The organism is Nonomuraea sp. NPDC049269, assembly GCF_043197155.1.
Classification (GTDB): Bacteria; Actinomycetota; Actinomycetes; order Streptosporangiales; family Streptosporangiaceae; genus Nonomuraea.
In genome coordinates this window covers 1-17,318 of the sequence record NZ_JBICSO010000003.1, presented here as the reverse complement: position 1 = coordinate 17,318, position 17,318 = coordinate 1, and the positions used below count along the sequence as shown (strand labels likewise).

Annotated in this window: 15 protein-coding genes; 12 read left to right on the top strand and 3 right to left on the bottom strand. The window is 71.0% G+C overall.

The features are described from left to right. Positions 1-29: 29 nt before the first annotated feature. On the top strand, positions 30-1,682 hold the full coding sequence (locus ACGFNP_RS17815) for a carbohydrate binding domain-containing protein (protein ID WP_393319743.1): 1,653 nt from the start codon (positions 30-32) through the stop codon (positions 1,680-1,682). 3 nt (positions 1,683-1,685) lie between these two features. Here the strand turns inward: ACGFNP_RS17815 and ACGFNP_RS17810 are convergent, their stop codons facing one another. Continuing rightward, positions 1,686-3,269 (bottom strand): molybdopterin-dependent oxidoreductase, encoded by a 1,584-nt coding sequence (locus ACGFNP_RS17810; protein ID WP_358317469.1) that lies wholly within the window; start codon positions 3,267-3,269, stop codon positions 1,686-1,688. Positions 3,270-3,386: 117 nt separating this feature from the next. On the opposite strand from ACGFNP_RS17810, the gene ACGFNP_RS17805 reads away from it, so the two are divergent. Next, positions 3,387-4,778 (top strand): hypothetical protein, encoded by a 1,392-nt coding sequence (locus ACGFNP_RS17805; RefSeq protein ID WP_393319740.1) that lies wholly within the window; start codon positions 3,387-3,389, stop codon positions 4,776-4,778. Here the strand turns inward: ACGFNP_RS17805 and erm are convergent. Next, complete coding sequence (erm, locus tag ACGFNP_RS17800) at positions 4,767-5,588, bottom strand: ErmE/ErmH/ErmO/ErmR family 23S rRNA (adenine(2058)-N(6))-methyltransferase (protein WP_358317473.1); 822 nt, start codon at positions 5,586-5,588, stop codon at positions 4,767-4,769. The two genes, ACGFNP_RS17805 and erm, sit on opposite strands and share 12 nt — an antisense overlap. 229 nt (positions 5,589-5,817) lie before the next feature. On the opposite strand from erm, the gene ACGFNP_RS17795 reads away from it, so the two are divergent. Genes ACGFNP_RS17795 through ACGFNP_RS17750 form a run of 10 tightly spaced genes read left to right on the top strand, consistent with a single transcriptional unit; the run spans position 5,818 to position 15,898 of the window. Next, entirely contained in the window at positions 5,818-6,879 is a 1,062-nt protein-coding gene (locus ACGFNP_RS17795) for a MoxR family ATPase (protein WP_358317475.1), read from the top strand. After that, on the top strand, positions 6,876-8,654 hold the full coding sequence (locus tag ACGFNP_RS17790; RefSeq protein ID WP_393319736.1) for a hypothetical protein: 1,779 nt from the start codon (positions 6,876-6,878) through the stop codon (positions 8,652-8,654). The genes ACGFNP_RS17795 and ACGFNP_RS17790 overlap by 4 nt, the downstream gene beginning before the upstream one ends. 58 nt (positions 8,655-8,712) lie before the next feature. Then, entirely contained in the window at positions 8,713-9,393 is a 681-nt protein-coding gene (locus tag ACGFNP_RS17785; RefSeq protein WP_358317479.1) for a response regulator transcription factor, read from the top strand. Continuing rightward, complete coding sequence (locus tag ACGFNP_RS17780) at positions 9,390-10,778, top strand: ATP-binding protein (protein ID WP_393319733.1); 1,389 nt, start codon at positions 9,390-9,392, stop codon at positions 10,776-10,778. Before ACGFNP_RS17785 ends, ACGFNP_RS17780 begins: the two co-directional genes overlap by 4 nt. Positions 10,779-10,822: 44 nt before the next feature. Then, positions 10,823-11,353, top strand: a complete 531-nt coding sequence (locus tag ACGFNP_RS17775; protein WP_393319730.1) for a hypothetical protein — start codon at positions 10,823-10,825, stop codon at positions 11,351-11,353. Next, a complete protein-coding gene (locus ACGFNP_RS17770) occupies positions 11,350-12,438 on the top strand; it encodes a peptidoglycan-binding protein (RefSeq protein ID WP_393319727.1) in 1,089 nt (362 codons plus the stop codon). Before ACGFNP_RS17775 ends, ACGFNP_RS17770 begins: the two co-directional genes overlap by 4 nt. Further along, positions 12,438-13,100, top strand: a complete 663-nt coding sequence (locus ACGFNP_RS17765; protein WP_393321536.1) for an ABC transporter ATP-binding protein — start codon at positions 12,438-12,440, stop codon at positions 13,098-13,100. Before ACGFNP_RS17770 ends, ACGFNP_RS17765 begins: the two co-directional genes overlap by 1 nt. Beyond that, entirely contained in the window at positions 13,097-14,299 is a 1,203-nt protein-coding gene (locus tag ACGFNP_RS17760; protein ID WP_393319724.1) for an ABC transporter permease, read from the top strand. Before ACGFNP_RS17765 ends, ACGFNP_RS17760 begins: the two co-directional genes overlap by 4 nt. A gap of 54 nt (positions 14,300-14,353) precedes the next feature. After that, complete coding sequence (locus ACGFNP_RS17755) at positions 14,354-15,202, top strand: hypothetical protein (protein WP_393319721.1); 849 nt, start codon at positions 14,354-14,356, stop codon at positions 15,200-15,202. A gap of 33 nt (positions 15,203-15,235) precedes the next feature. Beyond that, entirely contained in the window at positions 15,236-15,898 is a 663-nt protein-coding gene (locus tag ACGFNP_RS17750) for a DUF6597 domain-containing transcriptional factor (RefSeq protein WP_393319718.1), read from the top strand. Here the strand turns inward: ACGFNP_RS17750 and ACGFNP_RS17745 are convergent. Then, positions 15,855-16,895 carry an AI-2E family transporter gene (locus ACGFNP_RS17745; RefSeq protein ID WP_393319715.1) on the bottom strand — a complete coding sequence of 347 codons (1,041 nt, stop codon included), beginning with the start codon at positions 16,893-16,895 and terminating at the stop codon, positions 15,855-15,857. The genes ACGFNP_RS17750 and ACGFNP_RS17745 overlap by 44 nt on opposite strands. Positions 16,896-17,318: the final 423 nt, after the last annotated feature.

Here is a 17,318-nt window from a genome sequence, read left to right as displayed (position 1 = left end):
GGCGGGGGCGGCCGACGAAGGAGACCCCCATGAACCTTCGAGGACTTGCGGCGACCGCCGCCATCGCCCTGGGGCTCATCGCCCTCCACGCCACACCCGCCGCAGCCGCCAACATCCTGACCAACCCCGGCTTCGAGTCCGCCCTGTCCGGCTGGACCTGCTCGGCCACGGCCGCGGCCCAGGCGGTGTCGCAGCCCGTTCACGGCGGCACCAAGGCCCTGCAGGCCACCCCGGCGGGCAACGACTACGCCAGATGCGCTCAGACCGTGACGGTCAAGCCCAGCACGACCTACCAGTTGTCGGCCTGGGTGCAGGGCAACTACATCTTCCTGGGGGCCACGGGCTCGGGGATCGACGTCAGCACGTGGGGCGCCCCGGGCGGTCAGTGGCAGCAGCTGAAAACCTCCTTCACCACCGGTGCGGGCGTGACGAGCGTGACCGTCTACGTCAACGGCTGGTACGGCCAAGGCGCCTACTACGCCGATGACGTGGTGCTGGACGGACCGGGCGGAACCCCGGACACCCAGGCGCCGACCGTGCCGGGCAGCCCGGCGGTCGGCGGCGCCACCAACTCCAGCCTGACCGTGACGTGGTCGGCCTCCACCGACAACTCCGGCAGCATCGCCGCCTACGAGATCTCCAGGGACAACGCGGCTCCCACGGCCGTCACCGGCACCAGCTACACGGCCACCGGGCTCAGCGCCAACACGACCTACGGGTTCCGTGTCAGGGCGTGCGACGCCGCCGGCAACTGCTCGGCGTACACCGCCTCCATCAGCGGGAAGACCACCAACGACACCACGCCGCCCACCGGCGACGTCCGCTACGCGCCGTACATCGACATCACCATGACGACCCCGTCCCTGGCCGGCGCCGCCGCCGCGACCGGGGTGAAGAACTACACGCTGGCCTTCGTGCTCGGCGACAGCACGGGCTGCAACCCGGCCTGGGGCGGGGTCATCCCGCTGGCCGACTCCAGGATCATCAACGACGTCAAGGCCCTCCAGGCCCAGGGCGGCCAGGTGGTCGTCGCGAGCGGCGGCGCCCAAGGCCCGTACCTGGAGCACAACTGCGGCACCACCGCCACCCTGCTCGCCGCCTACAAGAAGGTGCTCGACACGGTCGGCACGAACCAACTGGACGTCGACGTCGAGGCGTCGATCGATGTGAACAAGGTCAACAGCGCGCTGAAGCAGTTGCAGACCGAACGCGGCACCGTCGTGCGATACACGCTGCGCGTGCAGGCACAGGACTACGGGCTCGACCCGTTCTCGGTGCAGATCCTCCAGGACGCCGCCGCCAAGGGCCTGAACGTGATCGTCAACCCGATGGTCATGGACTTCGGCTACAGCGGCAACTGGGGCGACGCGATGGTCTCAGCCGCCCAGGCGACGCTCGGCCAGATGAAGGGCGTGTGGCCGTCGAAGACCGACGCTCAGCTCAAGCGGCTGCTCGGCGTCACCCCGATGATCGGCAAGAACGACACGGGCCAGACCACCACCCAGGCCGACGCCCGCAAGCTGCGCGACTGGGCCAACACCAACCACATCGGCTTCATCGGCTTCTGGTCAATGGGCCGGGACAACGGCGGCTGCCCCAACGGCAGCGTCTCGCCGACGTGCAGCGGGATCGCTCAGTCGGCGTACGAGTTCACCGGCATCTTCAAGGGGTTCACTGGATAAGGCTCAACGCACCAACTGAGTCGGCTTCACGGGGAGGCCCAGCCCCGGCGGGCGATACGTCGGCAGGGCCTCCCCGTACTCGTGCATCCACGCGTGATCGACCAGCAGCCGCATCCGCCCCCCGTTGACCACCGCAACCGGATCCGGCGCGACGCGCTCCACGTAGTCGACGGTCAGCTTGGCCACCGCGTCCGCCACCAGGTAGGCGTCGGGCGGCGCCAGATCGCACCGGTCGTCGGGCCCGATGAGCAGCTCCACCTCGGGCGGGAGCGGATAGATCGGCCGCGGGATGGCCAGCACGCGCGGCGACGGCGCCATCGGCAACCCGTCCCGCACCGCTTCGAGCAGCACCGACCGCGACGACCGGCGATCGAACAGCCCCGCGGCCAGCGGCCAGCTCAGCGCCCCCACGTCCGTGCCGTCCTCGCCGCAGGCGTGCAGGCACAGGTACGGCACCAGCGGGACGGCCGACCCCGCCCCGGCCTGCGCCCACCCGCTCCCGCAGCCGGTCAGCACGAGCAGCGCCAGCATGGCCCGGTAGGCGGTGTCGGCATGGTTGGTCTCCAGCCGCCCCGGCACGATCATGCACCGCCCGCCGGTCTTCTCCGCCGTCACCCCCAGCTCCCGCGCGATCTTCAGCGTGCGCGCGGCGGCCACCCCCGTGTACGTCTCCTGCCAGGCAGGCGTGTACGGCTCGCCGCGATCGTCATAACCGCGGGGCCAGTGGCCGGGCAGCCCGTCGCGGGCCACCCCGTACACCGCCAGCAGCAGGTCGAACACGGTCGTCGCCAGCTCGTCGCCGTCGCTGACCACCGGCACCCCGCGCCGCAGCAGCCCGGGCCCGTCGTCGAAGCGCGGCAGCAGCACCTCCACCGCGTCGCCGCCGTACACGCTCAGTCCCTCGGCCGGACGCCCGACCAGGCCGCCGGCGACGAAGGCGTCGCCGTGTTCGCGCAGCCGGACCAGGAACGGCAGGTCCGTACGCTCCATGGCGTGCCCGGCGAACGCCGCCCGGTCCAGGAAGAACTCCTTGAGCAGCACATGCCCCATGGCCATGGCCAGCGCGCCGTCGGTGCCCGGCCGGACGACGAGGGTCTCGTCCGACAGGCGCGTCGGGTGCGGCCCGATCGCCACGACCTTCTGTCCCTTGTAACGCCCGGCGATCACCAAGGGCATGCCGGGAGTCCGGACGAGCCTGTTGTTCTCCCCCCACAGCAGCACGTACGCCGCGTGCGGCCAGTCCTCCGGCAGCGTCCCGGGGAATCCGTGGCCGAGCAACTGGTCCGGCACGTTGGACTGCTCGGTCAGCACCGCGCCGCCGAGGCCGGCGACCAGCCCGGCGAGCGGCGAGGTGGACAGCGCGGCGACTCGGTCCGCGCCGTGCTCGGCGGCCGTGTGCACGATCGCCGCGGCGGTCAGCTCGGCCGCGGTCCCGTCGTCGAGCGGCACTCGTCTGCCGCCCCTGGCCTGCTGGTAGAGCTGCGAATTTCCTGTGAGTTTCGCCCAGGCGGCAACCGGGTCACGGAGCCCGCCTTTCACCTCGAAATAGAGCCTTACCAGAGCCTGGTTGACCTGCGATCCCCCCATGCAAAAAGTTCAGCACAGAGGGTCATGTTCTATCGCGTTACGACCCGCCATGTCAGGGATAAGAATCGGAACCCCCGGTGGAAGTACTCAGATGAGTACGGCAGGCTAGAAGCCGCCATGGAATACGCAGTTCTCACGGGGACCATCCTCGTCGCAGGTGTCCTGCTCGCTCTCATCGCCCAGTGGCGTGACTGGCGGCCTCCGCTGCTCGTGTCCGTCCTCGTGGGCGTTGCCGTGCGTTTGCTCCTGATGTTCACCGCCGCCAACGACGCATGGCAGCCCGTCGACTTCATGGAGAGCTTCCAGCCGGCCGGCCAGGCGGTGCTGAACGGCCACGACCCGGTCCTGGCCAGCGAGGGCGGCTGGCACTTCCTGCCGACCATCCCCTACGTCTACGGCATCCTGCTGTGGCTGGGCATCCCGTGGGTCTACGCCGGGCGCCTGGTCACCGTGGTCGCCGACATCGTGCTGATCCCGCTGGTCGCCAAGCTGGCCGGCGGTCCCAAGGCGTCGCTGCGCGCCCTGCAGTACGCGCTCAACCCGCTCGCCCTGCTCGTCGCCTGCATCCATGGCCAGGTCGAGCCGGTGGCGCTGGTCTTCGGCGTGGCCGCCTTCGTGGTGGCACGCGGTCCCGGCGCACCCGAACGGGCCGGCGTCACGACCCGGGTGGTGGCCAAGGTACGCCGCGGCATCGCGATCTACGGCTGGCGGGCATCGCTGCGCCGGATCGTGGGCCCCGGCGGCATGCTCCACCGCGCCCTGCTGCCCGGCCCCAGCGACCGCCTGGACCTGAGGCGGGGCGCGCTGGCGGGCCTGCTGATGGGCCTGGCGCTGTGCGCGAAGAGCTGGCCGATCTGGCTGATCCCAGGCATGCTGCTCCTGCTGCCCAACCTGCGGGCCAGGGTCGCCGCGCTGTTCATGACCGGCGCGCTGCCGGTGTTCTTCCTGGTCACGCTGCCGGTCTTCGCGGGCACGTCGCTCAAGCAGATCCCCGAGGTCATCAAGACCATCCAGGCCATCCGGCCGATCGTCGGCGAGTGGGGCTGGACACCGCCCTTCACCGGCGGAAACTGGGAGCTGAGGCCCGATCTGGCGACCTTCGGCACCTACCTGATCTACGCCTGCGTCGTCGCCGCGGTGCTGATCTGGCGGCGGGCCGACCCGATCGACATGACCCTGGCCATTCTGCTGATCTTCATGGTCGTCACGCCCCGCCTGGGCGCCCAGTACCTCCTGTGGTTCATGCCGTTCCTGATCGCCAGGCCCACGAGGTTCGCCTGGCCGGCGATCATCGGGGTCTCGCTGTGGTCGGCGTACGGCTACCTGTACATGACCCAGTTCGACGAGACCACCTGGTGGCTGCTGCACGCCGACTGGTCGCGGGCGTCGATCGTGCTGCTGCCGATCCTGCTCATGGCGATGCCCTGGGGCCGCCGGTCCCCGGCGGCCCAGGTGCTCGCCCCACCGGTCGAGCCGGTGGGGAAGGCCACGGTCACGTCAGCGGCATAGCCGCTCCCACAACGTGATCCACTGGTCGGGATGGACGTGGCCCACCACCGCGTCGCGGGCGATGCCCGCCGCGGCGACGGCCGCGTCCACCCCCTCGTAGCGGCGTCGGAGCGAGGCGCGCAGCGAGCCGCCCACCCCGCCGAACCCCAGTTCGACCAGCTCCTGGTAGCCGCGCCCCGCCTCGACCAGCGGCGTGGGCCGCCGCTCGATCCGCAGGATCGCCGAGTCGACCGACGGGACCGGCCGGAAGCTCTCCCTGCCGACGCGGTCGCCCAGCCGCCAGCGGAACCACGGCCACGACTCCACCGTCACCAGGCTCCAGCGCCCGTAGTCGCCCGAACGCTTGCGGGCGTACTCCCGCTGCGTGAGCAGCGTCGCCGACGTGAGCCGCGGCGCCCGGAGGCACCAGCCGACGATCCCCGACGTGACCGAGTAGGGGATGTTGCCGACGACCGCGAACGGCTCCCGCGGCGCCCGCGCGGTCGTGAAGTCGGCTCTGACCACCTCGATCCGGGGATCGTCGCGGGTCCGCGCGGCCAGCCGGCCGGCCAGCCGCGGGTCGATCTCATAACCGATCACCCGGGCTCCGGCCTCGGCCAGCGCCCAGGTCAGCACGCCCTCGCCCGAGCCGGGTTCGAGCACGAGCCCTTCGGGGGCGGCCGCCTTGACCACCAGCTCGACGGCATGCCGGTCGACCAGGAAATTCTGCGACAAGGCACGCCTGGCCCGGTCTCTGGGCGTGCGACCGCCGCTGTTCCTGGCGTTCTTCTGAGTGTGTGAATAGTTTCCGTGCGCGAAGTTCTGCGCCACAGCCGCCCTCTCGGGTCTTCGAGATGAATGGGTCTCTCGAAGGGCCCGGGGCGCGCCAGCGGACGCCTAGGTCGTCACCGCGTCAGCTGACGGGCCCGAGCCCGGTCGCTGCGCAGACGCATGAAGCAGAGGCAACACATGCGCCCGATGCTAGGGACGCCGTCGTTGACGGGGCAACCCAATAAAAAACCGGATGCGCGCCCCACCCGGCGTTCGCCACTCTGAAGACGTGCAGGCGACGGTGACGGTCACTCCGCAGCAGCTCCCCGAGTTGCTGCTGCACGTCGCCGTCGTCCGGCCGGTGTTCCTGTGGGGCGCGCCGGGCATCGGCAAGAGCTCGTTGGTGCGCGAGTTCGCCGACTCGCTCGGCCTGGAGTGCGTGACCCTGCTCGGCACCCAGCTCGCGCCCGAGGACCTCATCGGGGTGCCCGAGCTGGTCAACGGCCGCAGCCGGTTCGCGCCACCCGAGTCGATCGCCCGCGCCGAGCCTTACTGCCTGTTCCTCGACGAGCTCAACGCCTCGGCGCCCGAGGTGCAGAAGGCGTTCTACTCGCTGATCCTCGACCGCAGGATCGGCGCCTACGAGCTGCCCGCCGGGTCCGTCGTGATCGGCGCGGGCAACCGGGCCACCGACAACGCGCTCGCCCGCCCGATGGCCTCCGCGCTGATCAACCGGCTGATCCACGTGCACCTGCGGGCCTCGTCCGACGACTGGCTCAAGTGGGCCGCCGCCAACGGCATCCACCCGTGGATCGTCGACTACCTGGTGCAGCGGCCCGACCACCTGTGGAGCGCGCCGCCCAAGAGCGAGGAGCCGTTCTCCTCGCCGCGCGCCTGGCACATGCTCTCCGACGTGCTGATCTCCTACGGAGACGACGTCGCCGACGAGACGATCGCCATGCTCGCGTTCGGCACGCTCACCGCCGGCCACGCCTCCGCCTTCCGCGCCTACGTCAAGACCGTGCGGCACGCCTATGACCTCAACGCGGTGATCAAGGGCGAGGCGCCATGGCCGCGCCGGCCCGAAGAGCGCGACCTGCTCTACTTCCTGGCCGAGGCGTTCCGCGCCCGGCTGGTCAAGGAGCTGCCCGCAGACAAGCGCGGCTCCTCCTCCCGGGGCCGCGACCTGGGCTTCCGTGCCAAGACGCTGCTGGTCGAGCTGGCCGAGATCTCGCTGGAGTGCGCGCAACTCGTCATCGCCGCCGACGCGAACGGCGCGCCCGCGCTGCCCACCTGGTTCCTCGTCGAGGTCGGCAGGGACGTGCCCCGGCTGATGGCGGCCCGGTCATGAGCCCCCGTACCAAGGTCAAGGCCGACCCGTGGCGCGCCGAGGTGCGCAAGGGCTTTCAGCTCGTCGACCGGCACCCGCTGTTCGCCGTCTACCACTGCTGGCTCTACGCCGCGGAGGAGGGCGAGCTGTCGGCCGACACGTGGGCGGTGGTGACGGAGGACGGGGACATCCGCCACCACCCCCGCCGCCGCGCCGAGGCGGCCGAGTGGGCGTGGGTCTTCGCGCACCTGCTGCTCCACCTCGGCTTCGGCCACGCCGACCCGCGCACCTGTACGCCGAAGGACCTCGAAGGCGACCGTCCCGAGCCCGCCTACCGGGCCGCGTGCTGCCTGGCCGTCGACCGGTTCCTGGGCACGCTCAAGATCGGCCGCTGCCCCGCGCCGCTGCCCGCCGAACTGCCCGAGCAGGACGAGGTCACGCTGTCGGAGCGCTGGCGCAGGCTCGGCATCCCCGAGGCGTACCAACCGCTCGGTGAGGAGGACTTCCGCGTCTGCTCGGTGGAGATGGCGAAGCACTACGACTTCCCGGCCATGTTCGCGGTCGGCGTCGCCGAGGCGGCCACCGCCGCGCTCGACCGGGCGGGCACGCCGCGCACCACGGCCGACAAGCACGTCGACGGGCCGTGGGACCTGGCGCTGCGCTGGTTCGTCTCCTCCTACCCGCTGCTGGGCGCGCTCGCCGCCGGGATGAACATCGTCGCGGAGGTGGAGCTGGCCAGGAGCTGGGGGATCTCCATCGCCGCGGTCAGCGCCGAAGCCGGCGAGATCTACGTCAATCCGCTCGCCCGGCACTCCGCGGAGGAGTGGCGGTTCGTGCTGGCCCACGAGATGCTGCACGCCGCGCTCCGCCACGGCGAGCGGGTCGGCGCGCGCGAGCCGTACATCTGGAACGTCGCCTGTGATTACGTGATCAACGGCTGGCTCGTCGAGATGGGCGTCGGCGAGATGCCGGAAGGGCTGCTGTTCGACCAGACGCTGTCCGGCATGTCGGCCGAGGCGGTCTACGACACGATCGTCACCGACCTGCGGCGGATGCGGAAGCTCGCCACGCTGCGCGGGCGCGGCATCGGCGACGTCCTCGACCGGCCGCCGCGCCCCGCCCGCGGCTGCGTCGACCTCGACGATTACTACCGGAGCGCGCTCTGCACGGGCCTGGCCTACCACCAGGGCAACGGCCGCGGCTTCGTGCCCGCCGGCCTGGAACAGGAGATCCGGGCGCTCGACCAGCCGCCGCTGCCGTGGGACGCGCAGCTGGCCCGCTGGTTCGACGAGCACTTCCAGCCGGAGGAGAAGCGCCGCTCCTACGCCCGCGCCTCCCGCCGCCAGGCCGCCACCCCGGACATCCCGCGCCCCGGCTGGCTGCGGCCGGAGGAGGTGGTCAGGAAGGCCACGTTCGGCGTCGTCCTCGACACCTCGGGCTCGATGGACGTCAAGCTGCTCGGCAAGGCGCTCGGCGCGATCGCCTCCTACGCCACCGTCCGCGACGTGCCGCGGGCGCGCGTGGTGTTCTGCGACGCGATCGCGTACGACGCCGGCTACCTGCCGGTCGAGGACATCGCGAACCGGGTCAGGGTACGCGGCCGGGGCGGCACGATCCTGCAGCCGGGGGTCAGCCTGCTGGAGCGGGCCGACGACTTTCCGGCCGACGGGCCGATCCTGCTCATCACCGACGGCCAGTGCGACGTGATCCGCATCCGCCGCGAGCACGCCTTCCTCGTGCCGCAGGGCGCCGCGCTGCCGTTCCGGCCGCGCGGGCCGATCTTCTACATGAAGTGATCTTCTTCATGCGGCGACTTTGAGCTGGCTTTGAAGTGGCTCGGGTAAACCTTTAACCATGGACCGACCGGCCAGGGTACTCGTCGTGGACGACGAGCCGAACATCCGTGCCCTGCTCTCGCAGACGTTGCGACTGGTCTCGTTCGAGGTCAGGACCGCCGAGTCCGGCGCCGAGGCGGTACGGGCCGCCAGGGAGTTCGAGCCCGACATCGTGGTGCTCGACGTGATGATGGAGGACATCGACGGGTTCGAGGTGGCCAGGCGGCTCGGCGAGCGCGTCCCGGTGCTGTTCCTGACCGCGCGCGACACGGTCGAGGACCGCGTCCGGGGGCTCACGCTGGGCGCCGACGACTACGTGGCCAAGCCGTTCAGCCTGGAGGAGGTGGTGCTGCGCATCCGGGCCATCCTGCGGCGCAGCCGTACCGAGACCGCGCGCGAGGACGTGCTGCGCTACGCCGACCTGGAGCTCGACACGGCCGCGCACGAGGTGCGCCGCGGCGGCGTGCGCGTCGAGCTGTCGCCCACCGAGTTCAACCTGCTCGCCTACCTGCTGACGAACGCCGGCCGGGTGGTGAGCAAGGCGCAGATCCTCGACAGCGTGTGGCGCTACGACTTCGACGGCGACTCCAGCATCGTCGAGTCGTACGTCTACTACCTGCGCAAGAAGATCGACAAGTGGGAGCCGCAGCTCATCCACACCGTGCGCGGCGTCGGCTACACACTCAGGACGCCGCGGTGAGGCCGGGCCGGTGGACGCTGCGCGCCCGGCTCGTCATGGCGATACTCGGGCTCACCACGGTCGCGCTCGTCCTGGTCAACGTGGTGGGCATCGCGCTGCTCGGCGACAACCTGCTGCGCCGCGTGGACAGCCAGCTCAACACGATGAGCGGCGCCGCCCAGAAGCTGCCGATGATGGCCGGCCTGATCTCCCCCAGCCAGACCATGGACTGGCAGAAGGTGCTGACGAAGCGGGTCGCCTCCGTGGCCAGGATCTACGTCTACTCCGCCGACGGCAGGCTGGTCAGCGCGCTGCCCAGTGGTTCGGACCCCGGGCCGATGCTCGACGACATCCACGTGGGCGACCCCTACACCGTGAGCGGCACCACGGGGCCGTCCTGGCGGCTGAAGGCGACCGCGACTGACGGCGGTGGCACCGTGCTGGTCGCGCAGTCGCTCGCCGAGATCGAGGCGACCCGCGCCTCGCTCAGCGCCATCGCCTTCGCCGTCAGCGCGCTCGTGCTGCTCCTGCTCGGCCTGGCCGCCGACGCCGTCGTACGGCTCGGCCTGCGCCCGCTGACCAGGATGGAGCGTACGGCCGGCCAGATCGCCATGGGTGACTTCGCCAGCCGGGTCCCCGCGCCCGACCCGCACACCGAGCCGGGCCGCCTGGGCACGGCCATGAACGTCATGCTGGATCGCGTCGAGCACGAGATCGCCGCCAGAACCGACTCCGAGTCCCGCATGCGCCGCTTCCTGGCCGACGCCTCCCACGAGCTGCGTACCCCGCTCACCTCGGTCCGCGGCTTCGCCGAGCTCTACCGCCGGGGCGCCGGCGACGAGCCGGAGCTGATGCGCCGGATCGAGGAGGAGGCCGGCCGGATGGGTGTGCTCGTCAACGACCTGCTCACCCTGGCCCAGCTCGACCAGGAACGCCCCATGGACCACCACCCCGTCGACCTGCTGGAAGTGGCGGCCGACACCATCCGCGACGCCCGGGTCCGGGTGCCCGGCAGGCAGGTCAGGCTGAGCGGCCTCGGCGAGGCGCTGACCCCCGTCTCGGTCATGGGCGACGAGGCCAGGCTGCGCCAGGTCGCCGCCAACCTGGTCGGCAACGCGCTCACCCACACCCCGCAGGACGCGTCGGTCACCGTCAGTGTGGGCACCTCGCGCGGCATGGCGGTCTTCGAGGTGGCCGACACCGGGCCCGGCGTGCCGCCGCAGCACGTCCCGCACGTCTTCGACCGGCTGTACCGCGTCGGCCAGGGCAGATCCAGGACCGACGGCGGCGCGGGGCTGGGCCTGGCCATCGTGGCCGCCATCGTGCGGGCCCACGGAGGCGAGGTCGAACTCGACTCGGTGCCGGGGGAGGGCGCCACTTTCCGCGTGCTCCTACCGGGCTCCTAGGCGGCTCCCAGGCTCCTCTGATCGGCGCTCGGCACATTCGGAGCATGAACAGAATCCTCCTCACGACAGCCACGGTGGCGCTGGCGCTGGCCGCCACCGCCTGCGCCGCGCAACCGAGCTCGACGGGAGTCGCCTCCGTCAAGGCCGCCTCGGCGGCGCCCACGGCCACCGCCTCGCCCACGGGCAGCGTCGATCCACAGGAACAGGGCAGGAAGTTCGCCGCGTGCATGCGCGAGCACGGCGTCGACATGCCCGACCCCGACCCCGACGGCGGTGGAGGGATCCAGGCGATGTCCGCCATGAAGGGCGACAAGGACGCGATCATGAAGGCGCTGGAGTCCTGCCGGTCCGTCGCGCCCGTCAGGGACCGCAAGGCGCTCAAGCCGGAAGATGCGGAGCAACTGCGCCAGTTCGCCGCGTGCATGCGCAAGAACGGCGTCGACATGCCCGACCCCGACGCCAGTGGCGCCATCGCCAAGAGCACCGCCCGCAACTTCAAGCCGGACGACCCGGCGTTCAAGAAGGCGTACGAGGCGTGCCGGGGCACGTTCCCGAAGCTGGGCCAGGCGAAATGACCCAGGTGAAGGCCGGCCCGGAGATCGTGGCCGTCCGGCCGCGGCGCCGCCGGCCGCTGCGCGCGGTCGCCTGGGCCGGTGGCGCCGCCCTGCTCGCCGCCGCCGTCACGGCCGCCGCCATCGGCTTCGGCGGCAACGGCTCGGGCACGGCGGTCGCCGGCCGCACGCCCCCGGCGACCGCCAAGGTGACCCGTACGACGCTCACCGAGACCAAGACCGTGGACGGCACGCTCGGCTACGGCGACCCCCTCACCGTCACCGCCAAGTCCCAGGGGACGATCACCTGGCTCCCCGCGGAAGGCTCCGCCATCACCAGAGGCAAGGCCGTCTACAGCATCGACGCCGACCGTCGCCCCCTGCTCTACGGCAGCATGCCCCTCTACCGCGTCCTCAAGGACGGCGTCGAGGGCAAGGACGTCGAGTTACTGGAGCGGAACCTGGCCAAGCTCGGCTACACCGGCTTCGACGTCGACAAGGAGTACACCTGGACCACCCGCGAGGCCGTCGAGGACTGGCAGGAGGACCTCGGCCTGGACGTCACCGGCGAGGTCCAGCCCGCCGACGTGGTCGTGGAGAGCGGGCCGCTGCGCGTCGCCGACCTCAAGACCACGCTCGGCGCCGGCGGCACCGGACCCGTGCTCACCGCGACGGGCACCACCCGCCAGGTGCTGGTCCACCTCGACGTGGCCGACGCGCACCTGGTCAAGAAGGGCCTCAAGGCCACGGTCGAGCTGCCCGACGGCTCCACCGTCAAGGGCAAGGTCACCGGCGTGGGCAAGGTCGCCACCGAGACGGGCACCGGCGCCGACGCCACCACCACGGTCGAGGTCAAGGTGTCGGTGAGCGGGCTGAAGAAGCCGTTCGACTCCGCCCCGGTCGACGTCACGATCGTGTCGGCCCAGCGCGAGGACGTGCTGGCCGTACCCGTCGGAGCGCTGCTGGCCCTCGCGGAGGGCGGCTACGGCGTGCAGGTCGTCGAGGGCGGGACCACCCGGTACGCGGCCGTCGAGGTCGGCATGTTCGCCGACGGCAAGGTCGAGGTCAACGGCGTCCAGGAGGGCGCGACCGTGGCGGTGCCCAAGTGATCGTCCGGCTGCGCGACGTGAGCAAGGAGTACGGCGAGGTGGCCGCGCTGCGCGGCGTCTCCATGAGCATCGAGTACGGCGAGCTCGTCGGCATCGTCGGCCCGTCCGGCTCCGGGAAGTCGACCATGCTCAACATGATCGGCACCCTGGACCGCCCGTCGAGCGGCACCGTGAGCATCGCCGGCCACGACGTGCTCACACTCACCGACAAACAGCTCTCCGCGCTGCGGGCGAACGTCATCGGCTTCGTGTTCCAGCAGTTCCACCTCGCCGCGGGCGTGCCCGCGCTGGACAACGTCGCCGACGGCCTGCTGTACGCGGGGCCCTCGCTACGTGAGCGCCGCCTGCGCGCCTACGAGGCGCTCGACCGGGTCGGACTCGGGCACCGGCTCGGCCACCGCCCGCACGAGCTGTCCGGCGGCGAGCGGCAGCGGGTCGCGATCGCCCGTGCCGTGGTCGGTGGACCGCGACTCTTGCTGGCCGACGAGCCGACGGGCAACCTCGACTCCCGTTCCGGCGCGGGCGTGATGGACCTGCTGCGCGAGCTGCACGCGGGCGGCACCACCGTGGTCGTCATCACCCATGACCGCGACATCGCCGCCTCGCTCCCCCGGCAGGTCGAGATGCTCGACGGGCTCGTGGTGGAGGGGATTAGAGCATGACCACCACCATCCTCACCTCAGCCCGGCTGCGCCCGCGTGACGTCGTCAGGGTCGGCGGGGCGGGCCTGCGGGCCAGGCCGCTGCGGGTGTTCCTGTCGGCGCTCGGCATCGCCATCGGCATCGCGGCCATGCTCGGCGTCGTCGGCATCTCGGCCTCCAGCCAGGAGGACCTGAACCGCCAGCTCGAATCGCTCGGCACGAACCTGCTCACCGTCTCACCCGGCCAGGACCTCTTCGGCGCGGGCTCCCACCTGCCCGCCGAGGCGGAGGGCATGATCGAGCAGATCGCCCCCGTCACCTCGGTCACCGCCACGGGCACCACGCCCGCCAAGGTCTACCGCAACGACCACATCCCGGTGGCCGAGTCGGGCAGCATCTCGGTCACCGCCGCCCGCCTGGACCTGCCGCACGACGTGGGCGCCCAGATCGTCAGCGGCACCTGGCTGAACGAGGCCACCCAGCGGTACCCGGCCACCGTGCTCGGCGCCAAGGCGGCCGACCGGCTCGGCGTCGTGCGGGCGGGCCCCGACCAGCGGGTCTGGCTGGGCGGGCAGTGGTTCACCGTCGTCGGCGTGCTCGGCGCCGCGCCGCTCGCCCCCGAACTCGACACCGCCGCGCTGATCGGCTGGCCGGTCGCCGAGGAGCGGCTGGACTTCGACGGCTACCCGACCACGATCTATGCCAGGGCCGAGGAGGCGTCCGTCGTCGCCGTACGCGACGTGCTGGGCCCCACCGCCAACCCGGAGAAGCCCAACGAGGTCGAGGTCTCCAGGCCGTCGGACGTGCTGGCCGCCAAGCAGGCCACCGACGCGACCCTGAACGCCCTCCTGCTCGGCCTCGGCGGCATCGCCCTGCTGGTCGGCGGGGTCGGCGTGGCCAACACGATGGTGATCTCGGTGCTCGAACGGCGGGCCGAGATCGGGCTGCGCCGCTCGCTCGGCGCCACGCGCGGGCAGATCAGGCTGCAGTTCCTGGCCGAATCGCTGCTGCTGTCGGCCATCGGGGGCGTCGGCGGTGTGGTGCTCGGCATCGGGGTCACCGCCGCGTACGCGAGCTTCCAGGGCTGGCCGGCGATCGTGCCGGTCTGGGCCATGCTCGGCGGCGTCCTCGCCACCCTGGTCATCGGCGGGATCGCCGGGTTCTACCCGGCCGTGCGGGCCGCCCGCATGTCGCCCACGGAGGCGCTGGCCACACCCTGACACGTGTCCGATTCTTACAAGAGAACCCGGCTCGGCCTGGGTAGCTTCGCCGGTATGGAGATGCTTTCCCAGGCTGAGACATATGTGCTGCTGCACGGGCGGCTGATCGACAGGCTCAGGTTCGGCGCCCTGTTCAGGGGTGCCTCCCGTACGCGGGTGCTGGACGCGCTGCGCTGCTACCAGAACGACGACGGCGGCTTCGGCAACGCGCTCGAACCGGACCTGCGTGGCGCGGCCAGCCAGCCCGAGCCTGTCGAGGTGGCCTTCTCGATCCTCGACGAGCTGGACGCCTTCGACGATCCGATGGTGGCCGCCGCCTGCGACTACCTCGTCAGCGTCACGGCCAAGGACGGCGGCGTGCCGTTCGTGCTGCCGAGCGTCCGCGACACGCCGCGGGCGCCCTGGTGGGAGACCGGCGACGAGCCGCCGGGCAGCCTCGTCCCCACCGCGTCGCTGGCCGGGTTCCTGCACAAGCACGGCGTCGACCATCCGTGGCTCGGGCCCGCCACCGACTTCTGCTGGTCGGCGATCGCCGATATCTCGGACACCACCCCGTACGAGGCGCGGGCCGTCGTCCAGTTCCTGGACCTCGTGCCCGACCGGTCGCGGGCCGAGGCGGAGTTCGCCCGGTTGCGCGAGGCCCTGCTGGCCACGGTCACTTTCGACCCCGGAGCGCCCGGCGAGGCGCATTTCCCCCTCGACTTCGCGCCGTCGCCGCTGCGGTTGCCGCTGTTCACGCAAGACGTCCTGGACCGGCACCTCGACGTGCTCGCCGCCGCCCAGGCGGAGGACGGCGGCTGGCGCGGGAACTGGCTGATGTGGACGCCCGTGGTGGAGCACGAATGGGGCGGCTACCTCACCGTGCACCGGCTGCGGACGCTCCGGGCGTACGGGCGGCTGTGACTTCTTGTCGGTGGCCGTGCGTACCTTGGTGGCATGTACGAGGAGCGGCCTCCAGGGGACGGCTTCGACGGCCGGGTCGCCTGCGTGTGGCGGCGGGTGAACGACGCCGACAGCACGCAGCTCGTGGTGCCCGACGGATGCGTTGACCTCATCTGGGGGCCTTCGGGGGCGTTCGTGGCGGGGCCGGACACCGGGCCGATGCCGGTGCGGATGCGGGCGGGTGACGCTTTCACCGGGATCAGGTTCAAGCCGGGTGGTGTGGGGGACGTGTTCGGCGTCCCGGTGCACGCCCTTCGTGATCAGCGGGTGCCCGTGACGGACCTGGGGTTCTCCCTGCCCGGTGGGCGGCCGGCGGTCATGCGGGCGGCGATCGTGGCCCGGCTCCGGGCAACCGCGCCCGCCGACGCGGCCGCGCCGGCGATCGCCGAGGCGCTCCGGGCGGGGCGGAGCGTGGGAGAGGTCGCTTGGACGCTGGGGTTCAGTGAGCGGCAACTGCTGCGGCGGAGTATGGCCTCGTTCGGATACGGGCCGAAGGTCCTGCAGCGGGTCGTCCGGTTCCAGCGGGCGCTGAAACTGGCCCGTGCGGGGGTGGCGCTGGCGGAGGTGGCGGTGGTCGCGGGCTACGCGGATCAGGCGCACCTGGCCAACGAGGTCAAGCGGCTGAGCGGGGTGACTCTGGCGGAGCTCCGGATATGAGAGCGGCCGCCCAGCCCGCGCCGGGGTCACTGTCGACGAGGAGCGCCCGCGTGAGCAGGCTCAGGGGGATCGCCAGCAGCGCGCCCAGCGGCCCCAGCACGAACGCCCAGACGATCAGCGACAGGAACGTCATCGTGGTCGACAGGCCCACCGCGTCCCCCAGGAACTTGGGCTGGATGAACGATTGGATCACCACGTTGATGGCGATATAGGCGGCGATGACGAGCAGCATCTGCTTGAGACCGCCGTCGAGGAGGGCCAGCATCGCGGGCGGGATCAGGCCGAGGACGAAGCCGATGTTCGGGATGTAGTTGGTGATCAGCGCGAGGACTCCCCAGAGGATGGGCAACGGCACATCCAGGATGGACAGGGCCGTGACGTCCAGCGCCGAGCAGATGAGACCGAAGACCGTGGAGACGATCAGATAGCGCCTGGTCTTGTCGGCGAACGTGGCGAGCGCCGCCACCAGGTGCGGCTTGGTGTTCTCGCCCGCCGCGATGATCCGGGCCATGCCCGGAGTGTCCAGGCACATCGCCAGCAGCAGCACCACGATGAGGAACAGGCTGGACAGCACTCCCAGCAGACTCGACGCCAGGCTCTGCGCCAGACCGATCACCTTGGCGGGGTCGAAGCTCTGGATCGCCTTGTTGAGCTGGGCGTTGCTGATGCCGTGGGTGGTGGCGAAGTTCTGGGCGTCGGTGAGCAACTGCTGGAACTGCGGGGCGTACGCGGGGAGCAGCGAGGCGAGCTGGGTGATGGAGAAGGTCAGCACCGCGACCATGCCCAGCAGGACGAGCAGCACGATGAGGAAGGGCACGATGACCTGCACCCAAGCGGGAGCGCCCACGCGGGCGAGCCGGTTCCGCACGGGGGCCACGGCGATGACCAGGACGAGCGCGAGCACGACCGGGCCCAGGATCGACGCGACCTCGCGCATCCCGAACAGAACGATGACCGCGCAGGCGATACCCAGCAGGATGGTGAGGGCTCGGGGCACACGAGATTCCTACCCGTGAGCAGGGGATGACACCGGCAATCCGTTGATTTGACGGTTCCGGGAGGCGTACATAGAGTTCACCAGTCCCGCGAGGACGGCGTTGATCGCCGGTCTCGCCCGGGGGCCACCTCCAGCTAGATCCATTCAGAAGGCGTTCGCGTCACTCCGAATGGCTGGTAAGTTAGAGGGGTTGTCCCGGAAACGGGGCGGTGTTTATTCCAGAAGGTCGATGCGAGTCGGGTCAATTTGACACCGGGTCGGGCGGCTGAAAGAATAAAGACACAACGAAAGAACAAAAACGAAATGAGCGCCTCTCGCAGGTTGGGGAGTACGCGTCCGTTTCTTGAGAACTCAACAGTGTGTTAAAAGCCAGTGCATGATGCACAACCCCGTCATGTCCATGCTTTCGGGTGTGGATGACGG